17 protein-coding genes are annotated in these 15,879 nt (G+C 72.6%); 1 reads left to right on the top strand and 16 read right to left on the bottom strand.

All coding sequences use genetic code 11. The annotated features are described in order from the left end of the window. Positions 1-71: 71 nt before the first annotated feature. The 7 genes from VGR37_12095 to VGR37_12065 form a co-directional block, all read right to left on the bottom strand. On the bottom strand, positions 72-1,013 hold the full coding sequence (locus VGR37_12095; GenBank protein ID HEV2148136.1) for a DUF58 domain-containing protein: 942 nt from the start codon (positions 1,011-1,013) through the stop codon (positions 72-74). A 401-nt stretch (positions 1,014-1,414) separates the two neighbouring features. Beyond that, positions 1,415-2,401, bottom strand: a complete 987-nt coding sequence (locus VGR37_12090; GenBank protein ID HEV2148135.1) for a MoxR family ATPase — start codon at positions 2,399-2,401, stop codon at positions 1,415-1,417. A 35-nt stretch (positions 2,402-2,436) separates the two neighbouring features. After that, positions 2,437-4,095, bottom strand: coding sequence for a hypothetical protein (locus VGR37_12085; protein ID HEV2148134.1), 1,659 nt, complete (start codon positions 4,093-4,095; stop codon positions 2,437-2,439). 36 nt (positions 4,096-4,131) lie between these two features. Further along, positions 4,132-4,896, bottom strand: coding sequence for a pseudouridine synthase (locus tag VGR37_12080; GenBank protein HEV2148133.1), 765 nt, complete (start codon positions 4,894-4,896; stop codon positions 4,132-4,134). Beyond that, positions 4,886-5,440 (bottom strand): SMC-Scp complex subunit ScpB, encoded by a 555-nt coding sequence (scpB, locus tag VGR37_12075; protein HEV2148132.1) that lies wholly within the window; start codon positions 5,438-5,440, stop codon positions 4,886-4,888. The genes VGR37_12080 and scpB overlap by 11 nt, the downstream gene beginning before the upstream one ends. Then, complete coding sequence (locus tag VGR37_12070) at positions 5,440-6,195, bottom strand: ScpA family protein (protein ID HEV2148131.1); 756 nt, start codon at positions 6,193-6,195, stop codon at positions 5,440-5,442. Before VGR37_12070 ends, scpB begins: the two co-directional genes overlap by 1 nt. 2 nt (positions 6,196-6,197) lie before the next feature. After that, positions 6,198-6,854, bottom strand: a complete 657-nt coding sequence (locus VGR37_12065) for a site-2 protease family protein (GenBank protein HEV2148130.1) — start codon at positions 6,852-6,854, stop codon at positions 6,198-6,200. 148 nt (positions 6,855-7,002) lie between these two features. Between VGR37_12065 and rpsT the strand changes: the two genes are divergently transcribed. Next, the gene (gene rpsT / locus VGR37_12060; GenBank protein HEV2148129.1) at positions 7,003-7,260 is read left to right on the top strand and encodes a 30S ribosomal protein S20; all 258 of its coding nucleotides are present in this window, start codon (positions 7,003-7,005) and stop codon (positions 7,258-7,260) included. Positions 7,261-7,662: 402 nt separating this feature from the next. Here rpsT and VGR37_12055 read toward each other — a convergent pair whose 3' ends face one another. The 9 genes from VGR37_12055 to VGR37_12015 form a co-directional block, all read right to left on the bottom strand. Continuing rightward, positions 7,663-8,649, bottom strand: coding sequence for a Ran-binding zinc finger domain-containing protein (locus VGR37_12055; GenBank protein HEV2148128.1), 987 nt, complete (start codon positions 8,647-8,649; stop codon positions 7,663-7,665). A 32-nt stretch (positions 8,650-8,681) separates the two neighbouring features. Continuing rightward, positions 8,682-9,788: an HD domain-containing protein gene (locus VGR37_12050; GenBank protein HEV2148127.1), complete on the bottom strand. Its 1,107-nt coding sequence runs from the start codon at positions 9,786-9,788 to the stop codon at positions 8,682-8,684. Further along, a complete protein-coding gene (locus VGR37_12045; GenBank protein HEV2148126.1) occupies positions 9,785-11,074 on the bottom strand; it encodes a dihydroorotase in 1,290 nt (429 codons plus the stop codon). Before VGR37_12045 ends, VGR37_12050 begins: the two co-directional genes overlap by 4 nt. Beyond that, positions 11,071-12,042 (bottom strand): aspartate carbamoyltransferase catalytic subunit, encoded by a 972-nt coding sequence (locus VGR37_12040; GenBank protein HEV2148125.1) that lies wholly within the window; start codon positions 12,040-12,042, stop codon positions 11,071-11,073. Before VGR37_12040 ends, VGR37_12045 begins: the two co-directional genes overlap by 4 nt. Continuing rightward, positions 12,042-12,596: a bifunctional pyr operon transcriptional regulator/uracil phosphoribosyltransferase PyrR gene (pyrR, locus tag VGR37_12035; protein HEV2148124.1), complete on the bottom strand. Its 555-nt coding sequence runs from the start codon at positions 12,594-12,596 to the stop codon at positions 12,042-12,044. Before pyrR ends, VGR37_12040 begins: the two co-directional genes overlap by 1 nt. 86 nt (positions 12,597-12,682) lie before the next feature. Continuing rightward, positions 12,683-13,186, bottom strand: coding sequence for a tRNA adenosine(34) deaminase TadA (gene tadA, locus VGR37_12030; GenBank protein HEV2148123.1), 504 nt, complete (start codon positions 13,184-13,186; stop codon positions 12,683-12,685). 70 nt (positions 13,187-13,256) lie between these two features. Continuing rightward, positions 13,257-13,913 (bottom strand): transcriptional repressor LexA, encoded by a 657-nt coding sequence (lexA, locus tag VGR37_12025; protein HEV2148122.1) that lies wholly within the window; start codon positions 13,911-13,913, stop codon positions 13,257-13,259. Between the two features lie 180 nt (positions 13,914-14,093). Further along, positions 14,094-15,557, bottom strand: a complete 1,464-nt coding sequence (gltX, locus tag VGR37_12020) for a glutamate--tRNA ligase (protein ID HEV2148121.1) — start codon at positions 15,555-15,557, stop codon at positions 14,094-14,096. Positions 15,558-15,739: 182 nt separating this feature from the next. After that, the coding region (locus tag VGR37_12015) for an IS4 family transposase (GenBank protein HEV2148120.1) at positions 15,740-15,879 on the bottom strand (140 nt) is incomplete at its 5' end.

Below are 15,879 nucleotides of genomic sequence, written 5' to 3'. Positions count from 1 at the left end.
GCTCCCGACCAGCAGCGCGGCTCCGGCCGCGCGGCGCAGGCGCACCGCCCCGAACCCGCGCGGAGCCGCCCTCACCGGCGGAGGCGGGTCTCCCGCCGCTGGAAGAAGCCGAGGAGCGCGGGCGCGTACCGCTCCCCGGTGTGCAGCTCGATCTCGTCCACCGCGATCCGCCGGAAGAGCCGCCGCCCCCGGTCGCGCTCCTCGGCGGCGGCGCGCGCGTACGCCTCGCGCACCTCCCGCTTCGCCGTGTCCAGGAGGAGCACCTCCCCCGTCTCCGGGTCGGCCACGCGGAGGAGGCCCATGTCCGGGAGCACCTCCTCGCGGTGGTCCACCAGGCGCACCGCCACCGTGTCGTGCCGCCGGGCCGTCGTGCGGACCGCCCGCTCGAACGGCTCCCACCCGCCCTCGAAGCGGAAGTCCGAGAAGAGGAAGACGATGGAGCGGGAGCGGAGCACACGCATGGCGTACTCCAGCGCCTCCGGCGCCGCGCTCCCCCGCCCCGCCGGCTCGCACGCCAGCAGCTCGCGGATCAGGCGCAGCACGTGGCGGCGCCCCTTCCGCGGCGGCAGGAAGAGCTCCACCCGGTCGGTGAAGGCCAGCAGTCCCACGCGGTCGTTGTTGCGGGAAGCGGACATGGCGAGCACCGCCGCCACCTCCGCCACCGTCTCCGACTTGAAGCGCTCCACCGTCCCGAAGCGCATGGAGGCCGAGAGGTCCACCACCAGCAGGAGCGTCAGCTCGCGCTCCTCCACGTAGCGCTTCACGTGCGGCTTCCCGGTGCGCGCCGACACGTTCCAGTCGATGGTGCGCACGTCGTCGCCCGGCAGGTACTCGCGCACCTCCACGAACTCCAGCCCCTGCCCCTTGAACACGGACTGGTACTCGCCGCTGAAGCGCGAGTCCACCGCCCCGCGCGTGCGCAGCTCGATGCGCCGCACCTGGCGCAGCACCTCGCGCGGGACGGGCTCGTGGTGTCCGGAGACGTCGTTCATCGGTCCGCGTTCGCTGGTCATCCTCCCGCTGCATGGCAGGAGCCGTACCGGTGGGCCCCGGGGGCCCCCACCCGGCTCGCTTTAGGCTCGCCACCCTCCCGCGCATGCGGGGGAGGGCTTCCTGTCAGGTCTGCAACGGGGCGAGTCGGCGGCGGAGCCCCCTCCCCCGGCCCCTCCCCCACAAGCGGGAGAGGGGAGCACGGCGGCTGCAGTTCGGCACCGTCGCGAAGAGGGTCGCAGCGAGGGGGTGGGGGTGGTCGGAGGAAAAAGCCTTGTGTCCGAGCGTAGCGAGTTTGGCTTTTTCCGGAGACTACCCCCGCCCCCGACCGCCCGCGCGACACAGCCACGGCCCCAACGCACGGAGGGAGCCAGCCGCACCCGGCCGTCTCCCTCCTGTCGGTCCCACCCGCCGAGCCCCGGCCTTACGGCACCCGCACCGCCTCGAACACCCGCCGCACGATGTCGTCGGGCGTGACCTCCTCCGCCTCGGCCTCGTAGGTGGTGATCACCCGGTGCCGCAGCACGTCCGCGCCGATCGCCTTCACGTCGTCCGGGGTCACGTACCCCCGCCCGCGCAGGAAGGCGTATGCCCGCGAGCAGGTCGCGAGGGCGATGGTGGCGCGCGGCGAGGCCCCGAACTCGATCAGCGGCTCCAGCTCCCCCAGCCCGAAGCGCCGCGGCTCGCGCGTGGCGGCCACCAGGTCCAGGATGTAGTCGCCCACCGTGTCGTCCAGGTACAGCCCCGCGATCGCCCTGCGCGCGGCGAGGATCTCGTGGGTGTGCACCACCGGCCGCACCCGGATCTCCTCCCCGCCCGACATCCGCCGCAGGATCTCGCGCTCCTCCTCGCGCGTGGGGTAGCCGATCCGCACCTTGAGCATGAAGCGGTCGACCTGCGCCTCCGGGAGCGGGTAGGTGCCCACCTGCTCGATGGGGTTCTGCGTCGCCAGCACCAGGAAGGGCTGGGGGAGCGGGTAGGTGGTCCCGCCGATGGTCACCTGGCGCTCCTGCATGGCCTCCAGCAGCGCCGCCTGCACCTTGGCCGGGGCGCGGTTGATCTCGTCCGCCAGCACGATGTTGGCGAAGACCGGCCCCCGGTGCGGGGTGAACTCCCCCGTGCGGACGTCGTAGATGGTGGTCCCCACCACGTCGGCGGGGAGGAGGTCCGGCGTGAACTGGACCCGCTGGAAGGTGGCGTCCACCGCCTCCGCCAGGGTTCGCACGGTGAGCGTCTTCGCCAGCCCGGGAAGCCCCTCGAAGAGCACGTGCCCCCCGGTCAGCAGCCCGATCAGGAGGCGCTCGATCATGTACTCCTGCCCCACCACCCGGCGGTGCACCTCGGCGATGATGCGCGAGGTGAAGTCGGGGACGGCGGCGGTCTCGGGGAGGCGGGGGGCGTCGGAAGCCATCGGGCGTCGGTTCAGGTGACAGGCTCGCCGCGCGGTCAGCGCTTGATGCGCTCGCCGCGGTCCTCGTGGCGGAACACCCAGGCGGCCAGCGCCCCGGGGCGGATGCGGCGCGTGCGCTCCCAGGGCTCCACGTCCCAGCGGGAGCCCACGGCCGCGTCGCCGCGCCCGTCCATCTTGCGGCAGATCGCGGCCGCGCGGTCCCGCCAGCGTGCCCAGCTCGTGGGGCGCAGGTCCACCCACCCGTTCTCCACCGCCTTCTCCCACGGCTCGCCGGGCTCCGGCGCGGCCTTCACCTCCGCGCCCCGGAGGACGCGCTCCCCGTCGCGGAGGAGCACCGGGAGCCCGATGGAGAGGATAGCGGTGCGCAGCTCCGCGTCGCCCGTGACCAGCGCCTCGGCGCGCTCGGCCGCCAGCTCCGGGTCGAGCATCGCCGCGGCGTCCAGCGCGCCGCCGGTGAGGCGTCCCAGGATCGCCGCCTCGAAGAGGAGCTTGGAGAGGCGAGGCGGGCCGAGCATCTCGTACGCCACGCTCTCCACCTCGTGCGCCTCCTGCAGCTCCTCCATGCGCGCCATGGCCGACTGGCGCAGGACCCCGGCACGGTAGGTGGGCCCGGAAGTGGCCGCGTCCAGCGCCGCCACCACGTCGTGCCCGGTGGGCGAGCCGCGGATCTCGCGGACCACGTCCTGCGCGATCTCCTCCGGGGTGATGAACTCCATCAGCCCCAGCGCCGTCAGCGTCTCGAACTCCGGCGGGGAGAAGAGCCCGTTTTCTCCCGAGTCCACGTACACGCCGGTGAGCGGCTCCCCGGTGTCGCGCCAGCTCCCCTCCGCGGACCGGCCCTCCACCAGGTCGTGGACCGCCACCGGAGCCGTGGCGTCCACGCGCGGGATCGTGCGGCCGGCTCGCTGTACCTCGCCGAAGCCGATCTTCTTCCAGGAGATCGCCGCCGTCGGCTTGATCTCCTTCACCGTGGGGGCGCCCGGCGTGCGGGCCATCAGGTAGAGGAGGAGCGTGTGCGCTCCGGCGATCGACGACTTCGCCAGGAGCATCCGCGAGGGGCGCTCCTCCGAGTGGGTGAAGGGAATGTTGAGCCCCATCCCCCCCGTCCCGGCCGTCCCCACCTTCACGTAGACGCGGGTCTGCGCCCGCTTCATCACCTCCAGCGCGAGCTGCACGTGCCGGATCAGCTGCGGGAGGTACATGGTGGCCAGGTGCGTCTCCACCGAGTCCAGGTCCGCCCGCCCGGCCCGCGCCTTCTCCCGCAGCGCCGCGGCGCTGTCGAAGGCGTTCTGGTAGGCGAAGGCGGTCGCGGTGTTGATGGTGTCCACGATCGCCTCCGGGCGGTGCCGCCCGATGATCCGCCCCAGCGCGGAGCGCTCGATCAGCTCGTCCGAGAGCGGCCCCAGCAGGTCGTCCAGGATCCGCCCCCGCGCCTCGGGGTCCGCCACGATCTCGCGGCGGCGCCGGTCCTTCAGGTCGTGCGACAGGAAGATGTCGCCCCACTCCGCCGCCAGCTCCACCCCCTCGGCGTCCGGGTCGGCTCGCAGCTCCTCGACCGCGGACTCCGCCTCCGCCTGCGTCAGGCCGGAGATGACCACCAGCGAGGGCTTCAGCGGGAGGAGCTGGCGCGCCAGCGCCATCCCGACGAGCCCGGAACCACCCAGCAGAAGGATGCGCGAGCCTCGGATTTCCATGTAGGGGAACGTTGGGTTTGTTGGATTGCCTGTGGCTCAGGAGCCGCTGCGCGGGCCGAGGAGGGAGCTCAGCTCGGCGGGGGCGACCACGCGCCACTTCCCGGAGGGGAGCTCGCCGAGCTCCACGGGGCCGAAGCGGCGCCGGATCAGCCGGCGGACGGGGTGCCCTACCGCGTCCATCATGCGGCGCACCTCGCGCTTCTTCCCCTCCCGGAGCACCACCCGGATCCGCCACACGTCCACGTCCACCTGGTGCAGGCGGTCCACCGACTCCGCGCGTGCGACGCCGTCCTCCAGCTCCACCCCGGCCGTGAGGCGGCGCAGCTCCTCGGACGAGGGGCGGCCGTCCACGTCCACCAGGTACTCCTTGGTGACGCCGAAGCGCGGGTGCAGGAAGCGGTTGGCGGCGGGGCCGTCGTTGGTGAGGAGGAGGATGCCCTCGCTGTCGCGGTCCAGCCGCCCCACGTGGAAGAGGTGGTGCAGCTTGGGCGGGAGGAGCTCGTAGATCGTCTTGCGGCCGTACGGGTCGTGGCGCGTCGTCACGTACCCCTTGGGCTTGTGCAGCGCCACCCAGAGCGTCTCCGTGGCGGCGGAGATCGGCTCGCCGTCCACCTCCACGCGGTCCACCCCGGGGATCACCTTGGTCCCCGGCGCGGTGACGCTCTCGCCGTTCACCCAGACGCGGCCCTCGGCGATCAGCTCCTCGGCGCCGCGGCGCGAGGCGATCCCCGAGCGCGCGATGAACACCTGCAGGCGGAGGGGCTCCCCCTCCGCGGTCGGCCGGCCCTGTCTACGCGCCATCCGCTCTCGTCTCCTCGTTTCTCCGCGACAGCACCACCGGCAGCTCCTCCGGACGGGGGAGGTCCTCCACCGACCGGAAGCCGAAGTGCTCCAGGAAGCGGCGCGTGGTCCCGTACAGGAGCGGGCGCCCCAACCCCTCGCCCCGCCCCACCACCTCCACCAGCTCGCGCTCCTGGAGCGTCTTGAGCACCCCGCCCGCGCCCACGCCGCGGATCTCCTCGATCTCCGCGCGCCCCACCGGCTGCCGGTACGCGACGATGGCCAGCGTCTCCAGCGCGGGCGACGAGAGGCGGGCGTTGGCGGGGACGCTGTCGAAGCGCTCCAGCACGGGGGCGTACTCCGGCCGCGTGAGGAGCTGCCAGCCGCCCGCCACCTCGAAGACGCCGAAGGCCCGCCCCTCGCGTTCGTACTCCGCGCGCAGCTCGGCGAGCGCCGCCTCCACCGCGTCCTCGTCGAAGTCCTCGCCGCCCCGCGCCAGCTCCGCCGCGCTGAGCGGCGTCTGGCTGGCGAAGAGGATGGCCTCCACCACCCGGCTGGGGCGCATCACCCCTCCTCGCGCCGCCGCCGGTACAGCCAGAGCGGGGCGAAGGGCGAGGCCTGGCGGACCAGCAACTGGCTCCGCTTCGCCAGCTCCAGGCAGGCCAGCAGCGACACCACGGCGTGCATCCGCGTCCCCCACGGGGCCACCAGCGTCGCGAACTCCACCCGGCGCGACTGCTGCAGCGCGGCGAGCACCAGCTCGATCTTCTCGTCCATCCGCACGGGGCGCCCCCCGAAGCGGTACACCGTCTCCGGCTCGGCCGCGCGCGCGGCCAGGCGGAGCGCGGCGCTCCACACCTCCTCCCACTCCGTCTCCAGCGGGACCGAGGCGGCCGGCGCCGCCGGGCGCACCTCCACGTAGCCGCGCGACCACATCCGCGCGCGCTCCCGCTCCGCTCCCACCAGGAGCCCCGCCGCCTCCCGGAAGTGCTCGTACTCCAGCAGGCGGCGCACCAGCTCGGCGCGCGGGTCCTCCTCCTCTCCGTCCTCCGTGCGGCGCGGGAAGAGCATCTGCGCCTTGATCCGCACCAGGATCGAGGCCATCTCCAGGAACTCCCCCGCCCGCTCCAGCTCCAGCCAGTCCACCTCCTGGATGGCGGCCAGGAACTGCGCCGTGATCCGCGCGATGGGGATGTCGAAGATGTCGACGTCCTGGTTGCGGATCAGGTGGAGGAGCAGGTCCAGCGGGCCCTGGAAGCGCTCGATGTCGACCTGGAACAGGTCCGGCTCCGGCCGCTGCTCGAGCGCGGGCTGCTGCACGGTCAGGCGACGCCTGCGAGCGCCTGTGCCGCGGCCAGGGCGGTGCCGGTGAGAAAGCCCACCGGAGCGACGAGGAAGGTGAAGCCGCCCAGGAAGAGGAGAGCGAAGAGGATCAGCATCCCGTAGCGCCCCAGCTCGCGGTAGCGCATCGCCAGGCGCACCGGAAGGAGGTACACCATGACGTGCGAGCCGTCCAGCGGCGGAATGGGGATCAGGTTGAAGAGCATCAACAGGAAGTTGATGAAGATCCCCATCCGGAACATGTTGACCAGGATCCCCCAGGTCGCCACCATCTCCGGGAACGCCCGCGCCGCCGCCAGGGTGGCGGCCAGCAGCAGGGTGAAGAGCACCGCCAGCAGCAGGTTGGCGGCGACGCCGGCGAGCGACACCAGGATGTCGCCGCGCTTGTAGTTGCGGAAGTTGCGCGGGTTCACCGGGACCGGCTTGGCCCACCCCAGGACCGGCCCCCCCATGATCGCCATGATCCCCGGGAGGAGGACGCTCCCCAGCGGGTCCAGGTGCGGAAGCGGGTTGAGGGTGATGCGCCCCAGCATGAAGGCGGTGTTGTCGCCCTCGCGGCGCGCCACCCAGGCGTGCGCGACCTCGTGGACCACCACGGAGAAGATCAGGATGGGAAGTGCGATGAGGAGTTGTTCCATGGCGCGGAAGCTAGCGCCGCCGCCCCCCGGTTGTCAAAATGGCGGGTCCCCGTGCTTGACAGGCTCCGCCCCTTTCGGTATCTTTGCGCTTTCCTGTTTCTAGCGGTTACAGCGAATCACCCCAGCAACGAATCTTCCGGAGGTCAGTTTGCCGAACGTCAAGTCCGCCGAGAAGCGGATGCGGACCAACGAGATCCGCGCCGAGCGTAACAGGGCCCGCCGCTCGCGGCTTCGCACCGCGCTCCGCAACGTCCGCAAGGCGGAGAACGCGGAGACGGCCGGCAGCGCCCTCAGGGAGGCGATCTCGCTCCTGGACCGGGCCGCGTCCAAGCGCCTGATCCACCCGAACAAGGCCGCGCGGACCAAGTCCCGCCTCGTGGCCCACGTCCAGAAGCTCGGCGCGTAAGCGACGAAGCTGCGGAAAGAAGGCCCCGCGGAGCAACACGCTCCGCGGGGCCTTTCTGCGTTCCGGCCGAACGGCTCCGGGATCTGCTGCGAGGGGTCGGCGGGGGGAGGCTCCTCCGGAGGTGCGTAAACTCGCCCGGCACTCTCGGCGAGACGTGGTTTCGGCGCGGGCTCAAACAAACGCACCTCCTGCGGAGCCTCCCCCCACCTCCCCGGCACCATCTCAGGGTTACAGAAGTCCGTGTCCGTTGCCGTTGCCGTTCTTCCCCCGCGGAGAGTGGAGGCGGCTCAAACGGAGTACAGATCAAGGCGCCCGAGGACGGCGACCGAGACGTACTTCCTGTACGTCGCAGGGAGCCGCCCGCAGGGCAACGCAGAGCTGCGCCCGTTTCAGCCGCCGATCCTACAGCTCCGAGCCGCAGATTTCGCAGTACCAGAGCTGAGGCTCGTTGATGGCGCCGCACTCCTTGCACAGCAGCATCCCCGCCCGGTCCGGGTCCAGCGTGCGGTCGTCCGTCCCGCCGACGGAGGACGAAGCGGCCGGCGCAGCCCCCTGCTCCGGGTGGGTCGAGTGGGCGATGGCGCGGTCCAGCTCCGCCAGGAAGGCCAGGTCGTCCGCCGAGGTGTCGGCCGCAGCGGGCGCGGCGCCGGCCGCGGGGGAAAGGTCCACGCTCGTGGCGGAGACCTGCTCCACGTCCTCCAGCCAGGAAAGGTCCACGTCCAGGTCGTCGTGGGCGCTTCCCTCCGCGGCCCCGCCGCCATTCGCCCCGTAGCTCCCCGCATGCGGGGTGAACTCCGGGATCGTGTCGTCGCTGGTGTCGCGCGGGGGGAGGCCGGGAGCCTCCCGCGCCCACTCCGGCTCCCCGAACGGCTCCGGCTCTGCTTCCCGCGCCGCCTCCGCGGCCGGCTCCTCCTGCGCGGCATCGGCGGCCGGAGCGGCGGCGGCTTCCGAGGCGCCCACGTCGCGCAGGAGCGCCTCCAGGCGATCCACCTCGCCGCGGACCCGGGCGGCCTCGGCCTCGGCGTCGGCGACGGCGGATTCCAGCTCGGGGCGGCGCGCCTCCCAGTCCCCGTCCTCCACCTCCCCGATCAGGTGCCGCAGGCGGGCCTCCTGCAGGTCGTCCTGCGCACCGGCGCGGCGTGCCTCCGCGTCGTCCAGCTCGGTCCGCCGGTCGTCCAGCTCGCCGGTGAGCGCGTCGAGGTGCTCCGAGAGCTGCTGCGTCACGTCGCGGAGCCGGTCCTCGTAGTCGCGGCGCACGCGCTCGGCCACGTGCGGGGGGACGTCGCTGCCGACCTCGCCCAGGCGGCCGAGCCACTCCTGGAGGCGGCTGCGCTGGGCGGTGAGCGTCTCGACGGCCGTGGGCGCTTCGGTGGAGAGGGGTGTGTTCATGGTACTCCGGGGGGTGCGGGGTGCGGCCGAGGTCAGCCGCGGAAAAGGTCGATCAGCACTTCGGCCGCCGCCTCCGGAGTGACGGGCTCCAGCTCGGGAGCGCGCGCCAGGGCCGGCGGGGCGGGGTTGAAGAGGGAGCGCTCAAGGTGGCGGTCGAAGGGGGTGAACTCCCCCTCGCCGGCGCCGGACAGGAGCGCGACGGCCGGGTTCATCTTGGAATCCAGGTCGTCCGCGTAGTGCAGGACCAGGGCCTCCACCATCTGCGGGACCTTGGGGCTCGCCCACTCCAGGCGCCCCTGGTGGCTGGCGATCAGGTGCTGCACCAGGAGGAGCCGCTCGGGGGCGAGGCCGGGGATCGCCTCGGCCTCCCTCCCCACGATCTGGATCCCCAGGACGATGTGCCCCAGGAGCTGCCCCTCCACCGTGTAGCCGAAGGAGCGGGCGGCGCTCAGCTCCCGCACCTTCCCGACGTCGTGCAGGAGCGCCCCGGCGATGAGCAGGTCCCGGTCGATGCGCGCCCCCTGCCCGATGTAGTGCGCCGCCAGCCGGTCGCAGGCCAGCGCCACCGAGAGGGAGTGCTCCATCAGCCCGCCGAGGTAGGCGTGGTGGTTGCGCTTGGCCGCCGGGTGCATGCGGAAGCTCCGCCCCAGCGCGGTGCGCTTCCCCAGGCAGCGCTCCAGGAGCACGCGGAGCGGCCGGTCCTCCACCGTGGCGACCAGGCGGTCCACCTCGCGACCGAGCGCCTCGCGGTCGCGCGGGCAGCAGGGGAGGAAGAACGCCAGGTCGTCGTCCACCACCTCCAGCGGCTCCGCGGCGAGCACCGTCACCTGCAGGCGGTCGTTGTAGGTGCCCACCTTCGCCCGCACCCCGATCACGTCGTCCGCCCCGAACAGGGCGTCCAGCCGGTCCGCGTCGTCCCAGACCATGGCGGGGACGGTCCCCGTCCGGTCGCCCAGGGTGAGCTGCAGGAAGGGCTTCGCCGCGCGCGTCTCCCGGCGCTGCTTGTCGTGCACGAGGTAGCAGGCGGTCACCTCGCGCCCGTCCTCCAGCTCCCCCACCATCGGCCAGGGGAAGGCGGTGCCGCAGAAGGTGCGGAGGTCGGCGCGGCGGCCGGGCGGACGGAGCGGGCCCCAGCTCACGGCGCCTCCCCCGTCCACACCGTGCGTCCGCCCACCAGGGTGCGCACCGCCCTGCCGCGGAGCTTCCACCCGCGGAAGGGCGTGTTGCGGCTCATGGAGAGGAAGCGCGCCGGGTCCACCGTCCACTCCGCGTCGGGGTCGAAGAGGGTCACGTCCGCGGCGGCGCCGCGGCGGAGCGTGCCGCCCGGGAGCGACATCGCCCGCGCGGGAGCGCAGCTCATCCGCTCCACCAGCGTGGGGAGGTCGATCACGCCCTTCCCCACCAGCTCCGTGAGCGCCAGGCCGAGCGCCGTCTCCAGCCCCACGATCCCGTTGGGGGCGTCCTCGAACGCCTGCTCCTTCTCGTCGTAATGGTGCGGCGCGTGGTCGGTGGCGATCACGTCCAGCGTCCCGTCGCGCACCCCCTCCACCACCGCGTCGCGGTCCGCCTCGCTCCGCAGGGGCGGGTTCATCTTGGCGTCGGTGCGGTACGAGGCCACGGCCGCGTCGGTGAGGGTGAAGTGGTGCGGCGAGGCCTCGGCCGTCACCCGCACCCCGCGCGCGCGGGCCTCGCGGATCATCTCCACCCCGCGCCGGGTGGCGACGTGCTGCACGTGCAGCCGCCCGCCGGTCAGCTCGGCGAGGAGGAGGTCGCGGGCGATCATCACGTCCTCGGCGGCGTTCGGGATCCCGGTGAGCCCCAGCCGCGTGGCGACGATCCCCTCGTTCATGGAGCCCCCGCGCGAAAGCGCCAGGTCCTCCGCGTGGACGGCCACCGGGAGGTCGAAGGTCTGCGCGTACTCCAGCGCCATCCGCATGATCCCGGCGTTCATCACCGGGCGGCCGTCGTCGGTGATGGTGACCGCCCCGGCGTCGATCAGCTCGCCTACCTCGGTGAGCTGCTCCCCGTTCTGCCCCACGGTGATGGCGCCGCTGGGGTAGACCCGCGCGGCGCCCACCCGCACTCCCTCCGCCAGCACGAAGCCCACCGAGGCGGGGTTGTCGATGGGGGGATCGGTGTTGGGCATGGCGACCACCGCCGTGAACCCGCCCGCCGCTGCGGCGCGCGCGCCGCTGGAGATGGTCTCCTTGTGCTCCTGCCCCGGCTCGCGGAGGTGCACGTGCACGTCGATCAGTCCCGGGCAGACCACCAGCCCGGAGGCGTCCACGATCTCCGCGCCCTCGGGGGCGTCCAGCCGCTCCCCGAGCTCGGCCACCTCGCCGCCGTGCAGGAGCACGTCGAGCGTGGCGTCCATCCGCTGCGACGGGTCGACGACTCGCCCGCCGCGGATCAGCACCGGCCTCACTCCGCTCCCCCCTTCGCGGCCTCTGCCTTTTCCGGCGCTCCCCCGGCCAGGAGGTAGAGCACCGCCATGCGGACGGCGACCCCGTTGGTCACCTGCTGCAGGATCACGGAGTGCGGCCCGTCGGCCACGTCGCTGTCGATCTCCACGCCGCGGTTCATGGGCCCGGGGTGCAGGATGAGCACGTCGCGCGGGGCCTGCGCCAGGCGCGCGCTGCTCACCCCGAAGACGCGGTTGTACTCGCGGAGCGAGGGGATGAAGCCCGCCTTCATCCGCTCCAGCTGCAGGCGGAGCACGTTGAGGGCGTCGGCCCACTCGATCGCCTCCTCGATGCGCCGGAACACCGTCACCCCCATCTCGCCGACCTCCCGCGGGAGGAGGGTGAGCGGGCCGCACACCGCCACCTCCGCGCCCAGCTTCCTCAGGCCCCAGATGTTGGAGCGGGCCACGCGGGAGTGCAGCACGTCGCCCACGATGCACACCTTCAGCCCGGCGATGCGCTTGAAGTGGTCGCGGAGGGTGAGGATGTCCAGCAGCCCCTGCGTGGGGTGCTCGTGCCGCCCGTCACCGGCGTTGACGACGTTGGAGGCGATCCGCTCGCCCAGGAAACGGGCCGCGCCGGAGGCGCCGTGGCGGATCACCACCATGTCGATCCGCATGGCCTCCAGGTTCCGCGCGGTGTCCACCAGCGTCTCGCCCTTGGAGACGGAGGAGCCGCCGGCCGCGAAGTTCACCGTGTCGGCGGAGAGCCGCTTCTCGGCGAACTCGAAGGAGATGCGGGTGCGGGTGGAGTTCTCGAAGAAGGCGTTGACGATGGTCTTCCCCCGGAGCACCGGCGTCTTCTTGATGGGGCGCTCCGAGATCTCCTTGAAGGGCTCGGCGGTGTCCAGGATCGCGGTGATCTGCTCCGCCGACAGTTCTTCCAGCCCCAGCAGGTCCTTCCCCAGGTACGGCCCGGAGGGGTGCACCATCAGGCGGCCTCCCCGCCGGTCACCTCCACGCCCAGCTCGCCGTCGAGGCCGGGGACCAGCACCTCCGCCCGCCCGCCGGCAGGGACGTCCACCCGCTCGCCGACCACGTCGGGCTGGATGGGGAGCTCGCGCCCGCCGCGGTCCACCAGCACGCAGAGCAGCGTGCGCCGGGGCCGCCCGAAGTCGGCCAGCTCGTCCAGCGCCGCGCGCACGGTCCGGCCGGTGTAGAGCACGTCGTCCACGATCACCACCACGCGGTCGTCGATCCCGCCCTCCGGGAGCGCCGTCGTCCCCACCACGGGGCGCGGCCCGATGGCCATCAGGTCGTCGCGGTAAAGCGTGATGTCCAGCGACCCCGTGGGGACGGCCACGCCGCGCTCCTTCTCGACCTCGCGGGCGAGCATCTCTGCCAGGTGCACGCCGCGGCGGTGGATCCCCACCAGGGCCAGGCGCTCGGTGCCGTCGGCCTGCTCCAGGATCTCGCGCGCCATGCGGGCGAGGGTCCGCTCCACGGCAGGCGCGTCCATCAACCTGTGTCGCTGGGGGTCGGGCATGATCTCGGCGTCGGGGTCCGGTGCTTCGGTGGGTGGGGGAACTTAGCCACGCGCGCGGGGGGGTGTCAACGAACCGCCGGGCGGCCTCACCCGGCCTGCCGCTGCTCCGGCGGCTTCTTCCGCCGCGCCCGGAAGAAGGCGCGCAGCACGTCGCCGCACTCCTCTTCCAGCACGCCGGCCACGAGCTCCACGCGATGGTTGAGCCGCGGGTGCTGCACCAGGTTGGCGAGCGAGCCGGACATCCCCGCCTTGGGGTCCGCCGCGCCGTAGACCAGCCGCGGGATCCGGGCGAGGACGATAGCCCCCGAGCACATGGCGCACGGCTCCAGCGTCACGTAGAGCGTGCAGTCCAGGAGGCGCCAGTGGCCGGTGGCCTGCGCCGCGCCGCGGATGGCCACCATCTCGGCGTGGGCGCTGGGGTCCTGGAGCGTGTGCGTCAGGTTGTGGCCGCGCGCGACCACCTCCCCTCCCCGCACGACCACGGCGCCCACGGGGACCTCCCCCAGCGCTTCCGCCGCGGCGGCCTCCTCCAGCGCCAGCCGCATCCAGCGCCGGTCCTCCTCCCGGATGGCGTCCTCGCCCGTCGTCATCTGCACCGCAATGAAAAAGGGGACCCCGGCGACGCGCGCCGGGGTCCCCCTCCGCGGGACGGGCCGCCGCTCAGTGCGCTCCCGTCACGATAGCCTCGGTCTGCTCGCGCGTAAAGCGCCGGAACAGCCCCGTGACCCGGCCGAGGACCGTGAAGTCGTTGTGCTCGTGCACCAGGATGGGGGCGTAGTCGGGGTTGGCGGGCTCCAGCACCACCTTCCCCTCGCTGGCGAAGTACCGCTTCACCGTGGCGTCGCCGTCCACGCGGGCGGCCACGATCTCGCCGTTCTCGACCTCGCCCTCGTCGGCGGGCTCCACCAGCACCAGGTCGCCCGCGAAGATCCCCATCGCCTCCATGCTGTCGCCCCGGACCTCCAGGAGGAAGCTGTCGGCCGAGGCGGCGAGCTTCCGGTCGATCTCGAACTCCTCGCGCACGTTGTCGCGCAGCAGCGCCGGGCGTCCCGCGGCGATCTTCCCGTAGCTGGGAACGCTGACAACGTCCGGCGCCAGGTTCATCCCCACGATCTTCACCCCGCGCGAGCGCGACGCGTCGCGCTCGATGTACCCCTTGTCCGCGAGCGCCTGCAGGTGCTCGGAAACGGTCTTCGTGGACTTGATCCCGAAGCGCTTCCCGATCTCGCGGATGCTGGGCTGGTAGGTGTGCTGACGGAGGTAGTCCACCAGGTAGTTCAGGATCCGCTTCTCGATCTTGCTCAATGGTTCAGGCATGGCTGCCTCCCCTGGACGTTGCCGGCGTGAATTCGGATCCTGCGGAGAAAGGGAGGGAGCGTACGCCACACCGAAGGTGCCGTCGCCCCACCCCCGTCGACGGCGGCGGCCCGGAGCCCCGCCCGATGTTCCCTCCACAACCCCTCTCCGGCCGCAACTTAGGTGCAGGGTACCGGGTTGTCAACGATCATCGTGTACGGTAGCGTACCGAAGCCGGGCGACAGCGGCGTCCAGCCTCTGCGCGACGAGGGTTTTTCCCATCGCCACGACCACCGCGTCGATCCCCGGGCTGGCGGATGAGCCGGTGAGCGCGAGCCGCAGCGGGTGGACGACCTTGCCGAAGCCCACCCCCTCCGCCTCGGCCACCCAGCGCAGGGTGGCCTCCACCGCCTCCGGGGCCCACGACCCGGCGGCCTGCAGCGCGTCGCGGGCCGCTTCCAGCCGGGCCGCGACGGCCGGGCCGTCCTTCCAGTGCTTGGCCGCCGCCTCCGGGTCGTACTCGATCTCCGGCGCCAGGTACACCCGGAGCTGGTCCGCCAGCTCCCCCACGGTGCGGACGCGGGTCTTGAGCAGGTCGACGAGCCCGCTCAGCCAGTCGTGCCGCTCCTCCAGCTCGGGCTCCGTCACGAGCCCCTGCGCCAGCAGCTCCGGCGCGACCAGCGGGAGCAGCTCCCCGGAGGGGGTCAGCGACAGGTGCCGCCCGTTCATCCAGAGCAGCTTGTCGGTATCGAAGACGGCGCTCTTCTTGTTGATGCGCTCCAGCGAGAAGCGGGCGATCAGGTCCGCGGGGAGCATCACCTCCTCGTCGTCGCCGGGGTTCCAGCCCAGGAGCGCGAGGAAGTTGACCATGGCGGTGGGGAGGATCCCCTGCCCCGCGTACTCGCCCACGGCGGTGGCGCCGTGCCGCTTGGAAAGGCGCTTCCCGTCCGGCCCCAGGATCATGGGGACGTGCGCGAACGCCGGCACCTCCGCGCCCAGCGCCCGGTAGAGCAGGATCTGCTTGGGCGTGTTGGAGAGGTGATCGTCGCCGCGGACGACGTGGGTGATGCGCATCTCCACGTCGTCGGAGACCACCGCCAGGTTGTAGATGGGGGTCCCGTCGGACCGGAGGATGATGAAGTCCTCGATGTCCTCGTTGCGGAAGCGGGTGGGGCCGTGCACCACGTCGTCCCACTCCGTGACGCCCTCGGGGACCCGGAAGCGGAGCGTGAACGCCTCCCCCGCCCCGGCGCGCCGCTCCCCCTCGGCGGGATCCAGCGCCAGGCAGCCGCGGTCGTAGCGGAACTCCTCCTGCCGGCCCTCGGCGGCCTCGCGGCGGGCCTTCAGCTCCTCGGCGCTGCAGAAGCACCGGTACGCCTTCCCCTCGGCCAGGAGCCGGAGACAGTCGGCCCGGTGCCGGTCGAAGCCGTCGGCCTGGTGGTACGGCCCCTCGTCCCAGTCCATCCCCAGCCAGCGCATCCCGTCCAGGATGGCCTGCGTCATCTCGCCGCTGGAGCGCTCGCGGTCGGTGTCCTCGATGCGCAGGACGAAGGTGCCGCCCGTGCCGCGGGCGAAGAGCCAGTTGAAGAGCGCCGTCCGCGCCCCCCCGACGTGCAGGTAGCCGGTCGGGCTGGGGGCGAAGCGTACGCGTGGAGCCTCGGACATCGTTCTTTCCTTCCTCTGGTACCAATAGCCGGACACCGGCCGGGTCGCTCCGGGCCGGTGGTCGTGTCGGGGGCGTTCGGGGGCATGACGCCCCCTCGAATGTTAGCCGGGGGTGCCGGGGGGCGCCAGGCGGGCGGCCCCCTCCCGGCTCGCTTTAGGCTCGCCACCCTCCCCCAATTCTGCTACGCATTACCCACATCTCGGAGGGTCTGGAAAGCGAGAGTGAAGTCGAAGAGTCTGCGCAGCCCGATCCAGAGGCTTTTGACCCCCGGCTCACCATCGCCCTTGCGTCCCAGGAAGCCGCCGAAGGAGGCGATCTCCC

It is taken from the genome of Longimicrobiaceae bacterium, from assembly GCA_035936415.1.
In the GTDB taxonomy this organism is placed as follows: Bacteria; Gemmatimonadota; Gemmatimonadetes; order Longimicrobiales; family Longimicrobiaceae; genus JAFAYN01.
The sequence above is the reverse complement of the archived record's forward strand: the minus strand, read 5'-3'. Positions and strand labels throughout refer to the sequence as shown.

What these genes read in the sequence shown, in the direction of transcription:
- VGR37_12095 (HEV2148136.1), bottom strand. Translation starts at nt 1,013, where the DNA reads ATGACCAGCGAACGCGGACCGATGAACGACGTCTCCGGACACCACGAG.
- VGR37_12090 (HEV2148135.1), bottom strand. Translation starts at nt 2,401, where the DNA reads ATGGCTTCCGACGCCCCCCGCCTCCCCGAGACCGCCGCCGTCCCCGAC.
- VGR37_12085 (HEV2148134.1), bottom strand. Translation starts at nt 4,095, where the DNA reads ATGGAAATCCGAGGCTCGCGCATCCTTCTGCTGGGTGGTTCCGGGCTC.
- VGR37_12080 (HEV2148133.1), bottom strand. Translation starts at nt 4,896, where the DNA reads ATGGCGCGTAGACAGGGCCGGCCGACCGCGGAGGGGGAGCCCCTCCGC.
- scpB (HEV2148132.1), bottom strand. Translation starts at nt 5,440, where the DNA reads ATGCGCCCCAGCCGGGTGGTGGAGGCCATCCTCTTCGCCAGCCAGACG.
- VGR37_12065 (HEV2148130.1), bottom strand. Translation starts at nt 6,854, where the DNA reads ATGGAACAACTCCTCATCGCACTTCCCATCCTGATCTTCTCCGTGGTG.
- VGR37_12055 (HEV2148128.1), bottom strand. Translation starts at nt 8,649, where the DNA reads ATGAACACACCCCTCTCCACCGAAGCGCCCACGGCCGTCGAGACGCTC.
- VGR37_12040 (HEV2148125.1), bottom strand. Translation starts at nt 12,042, where the DNA reads ATGGTGCACCCCTCCGGGCCGTACCTGGGGAAGGACCTGCTGGGGCTG.
- pyrR (HEV2148124.1), bottom strand. Translation starts at nt 12,596, where the DNA reads ATGCCCGACCCCCAGCGACACAGGTTGATGGACGCGCCTGCCGTGGAG.
- tadA (HEV2148123.1), bottom strand. Translation starts at nt 13,186, where the DNA reads ATGACGACGGGCGAGGACGCCATCCGGGAGGAGGACCGGCGCTGGATG.
- lexA (HEV2148122.1), bottom strand. Translation starts at nt 13,913, where the DNA reads ATGCCTGAACCATTGAGCAAGATCGAGAAGCGGATCCTGAACTACCTG.
- gltX (HEV2148121.1), bottom strand. Translation starts at nt 15,557, where the DNA reads ATGTCCGAGGCTCCACGCGTACGCTTCGCCCCCAGCCCGACCGGCTAC.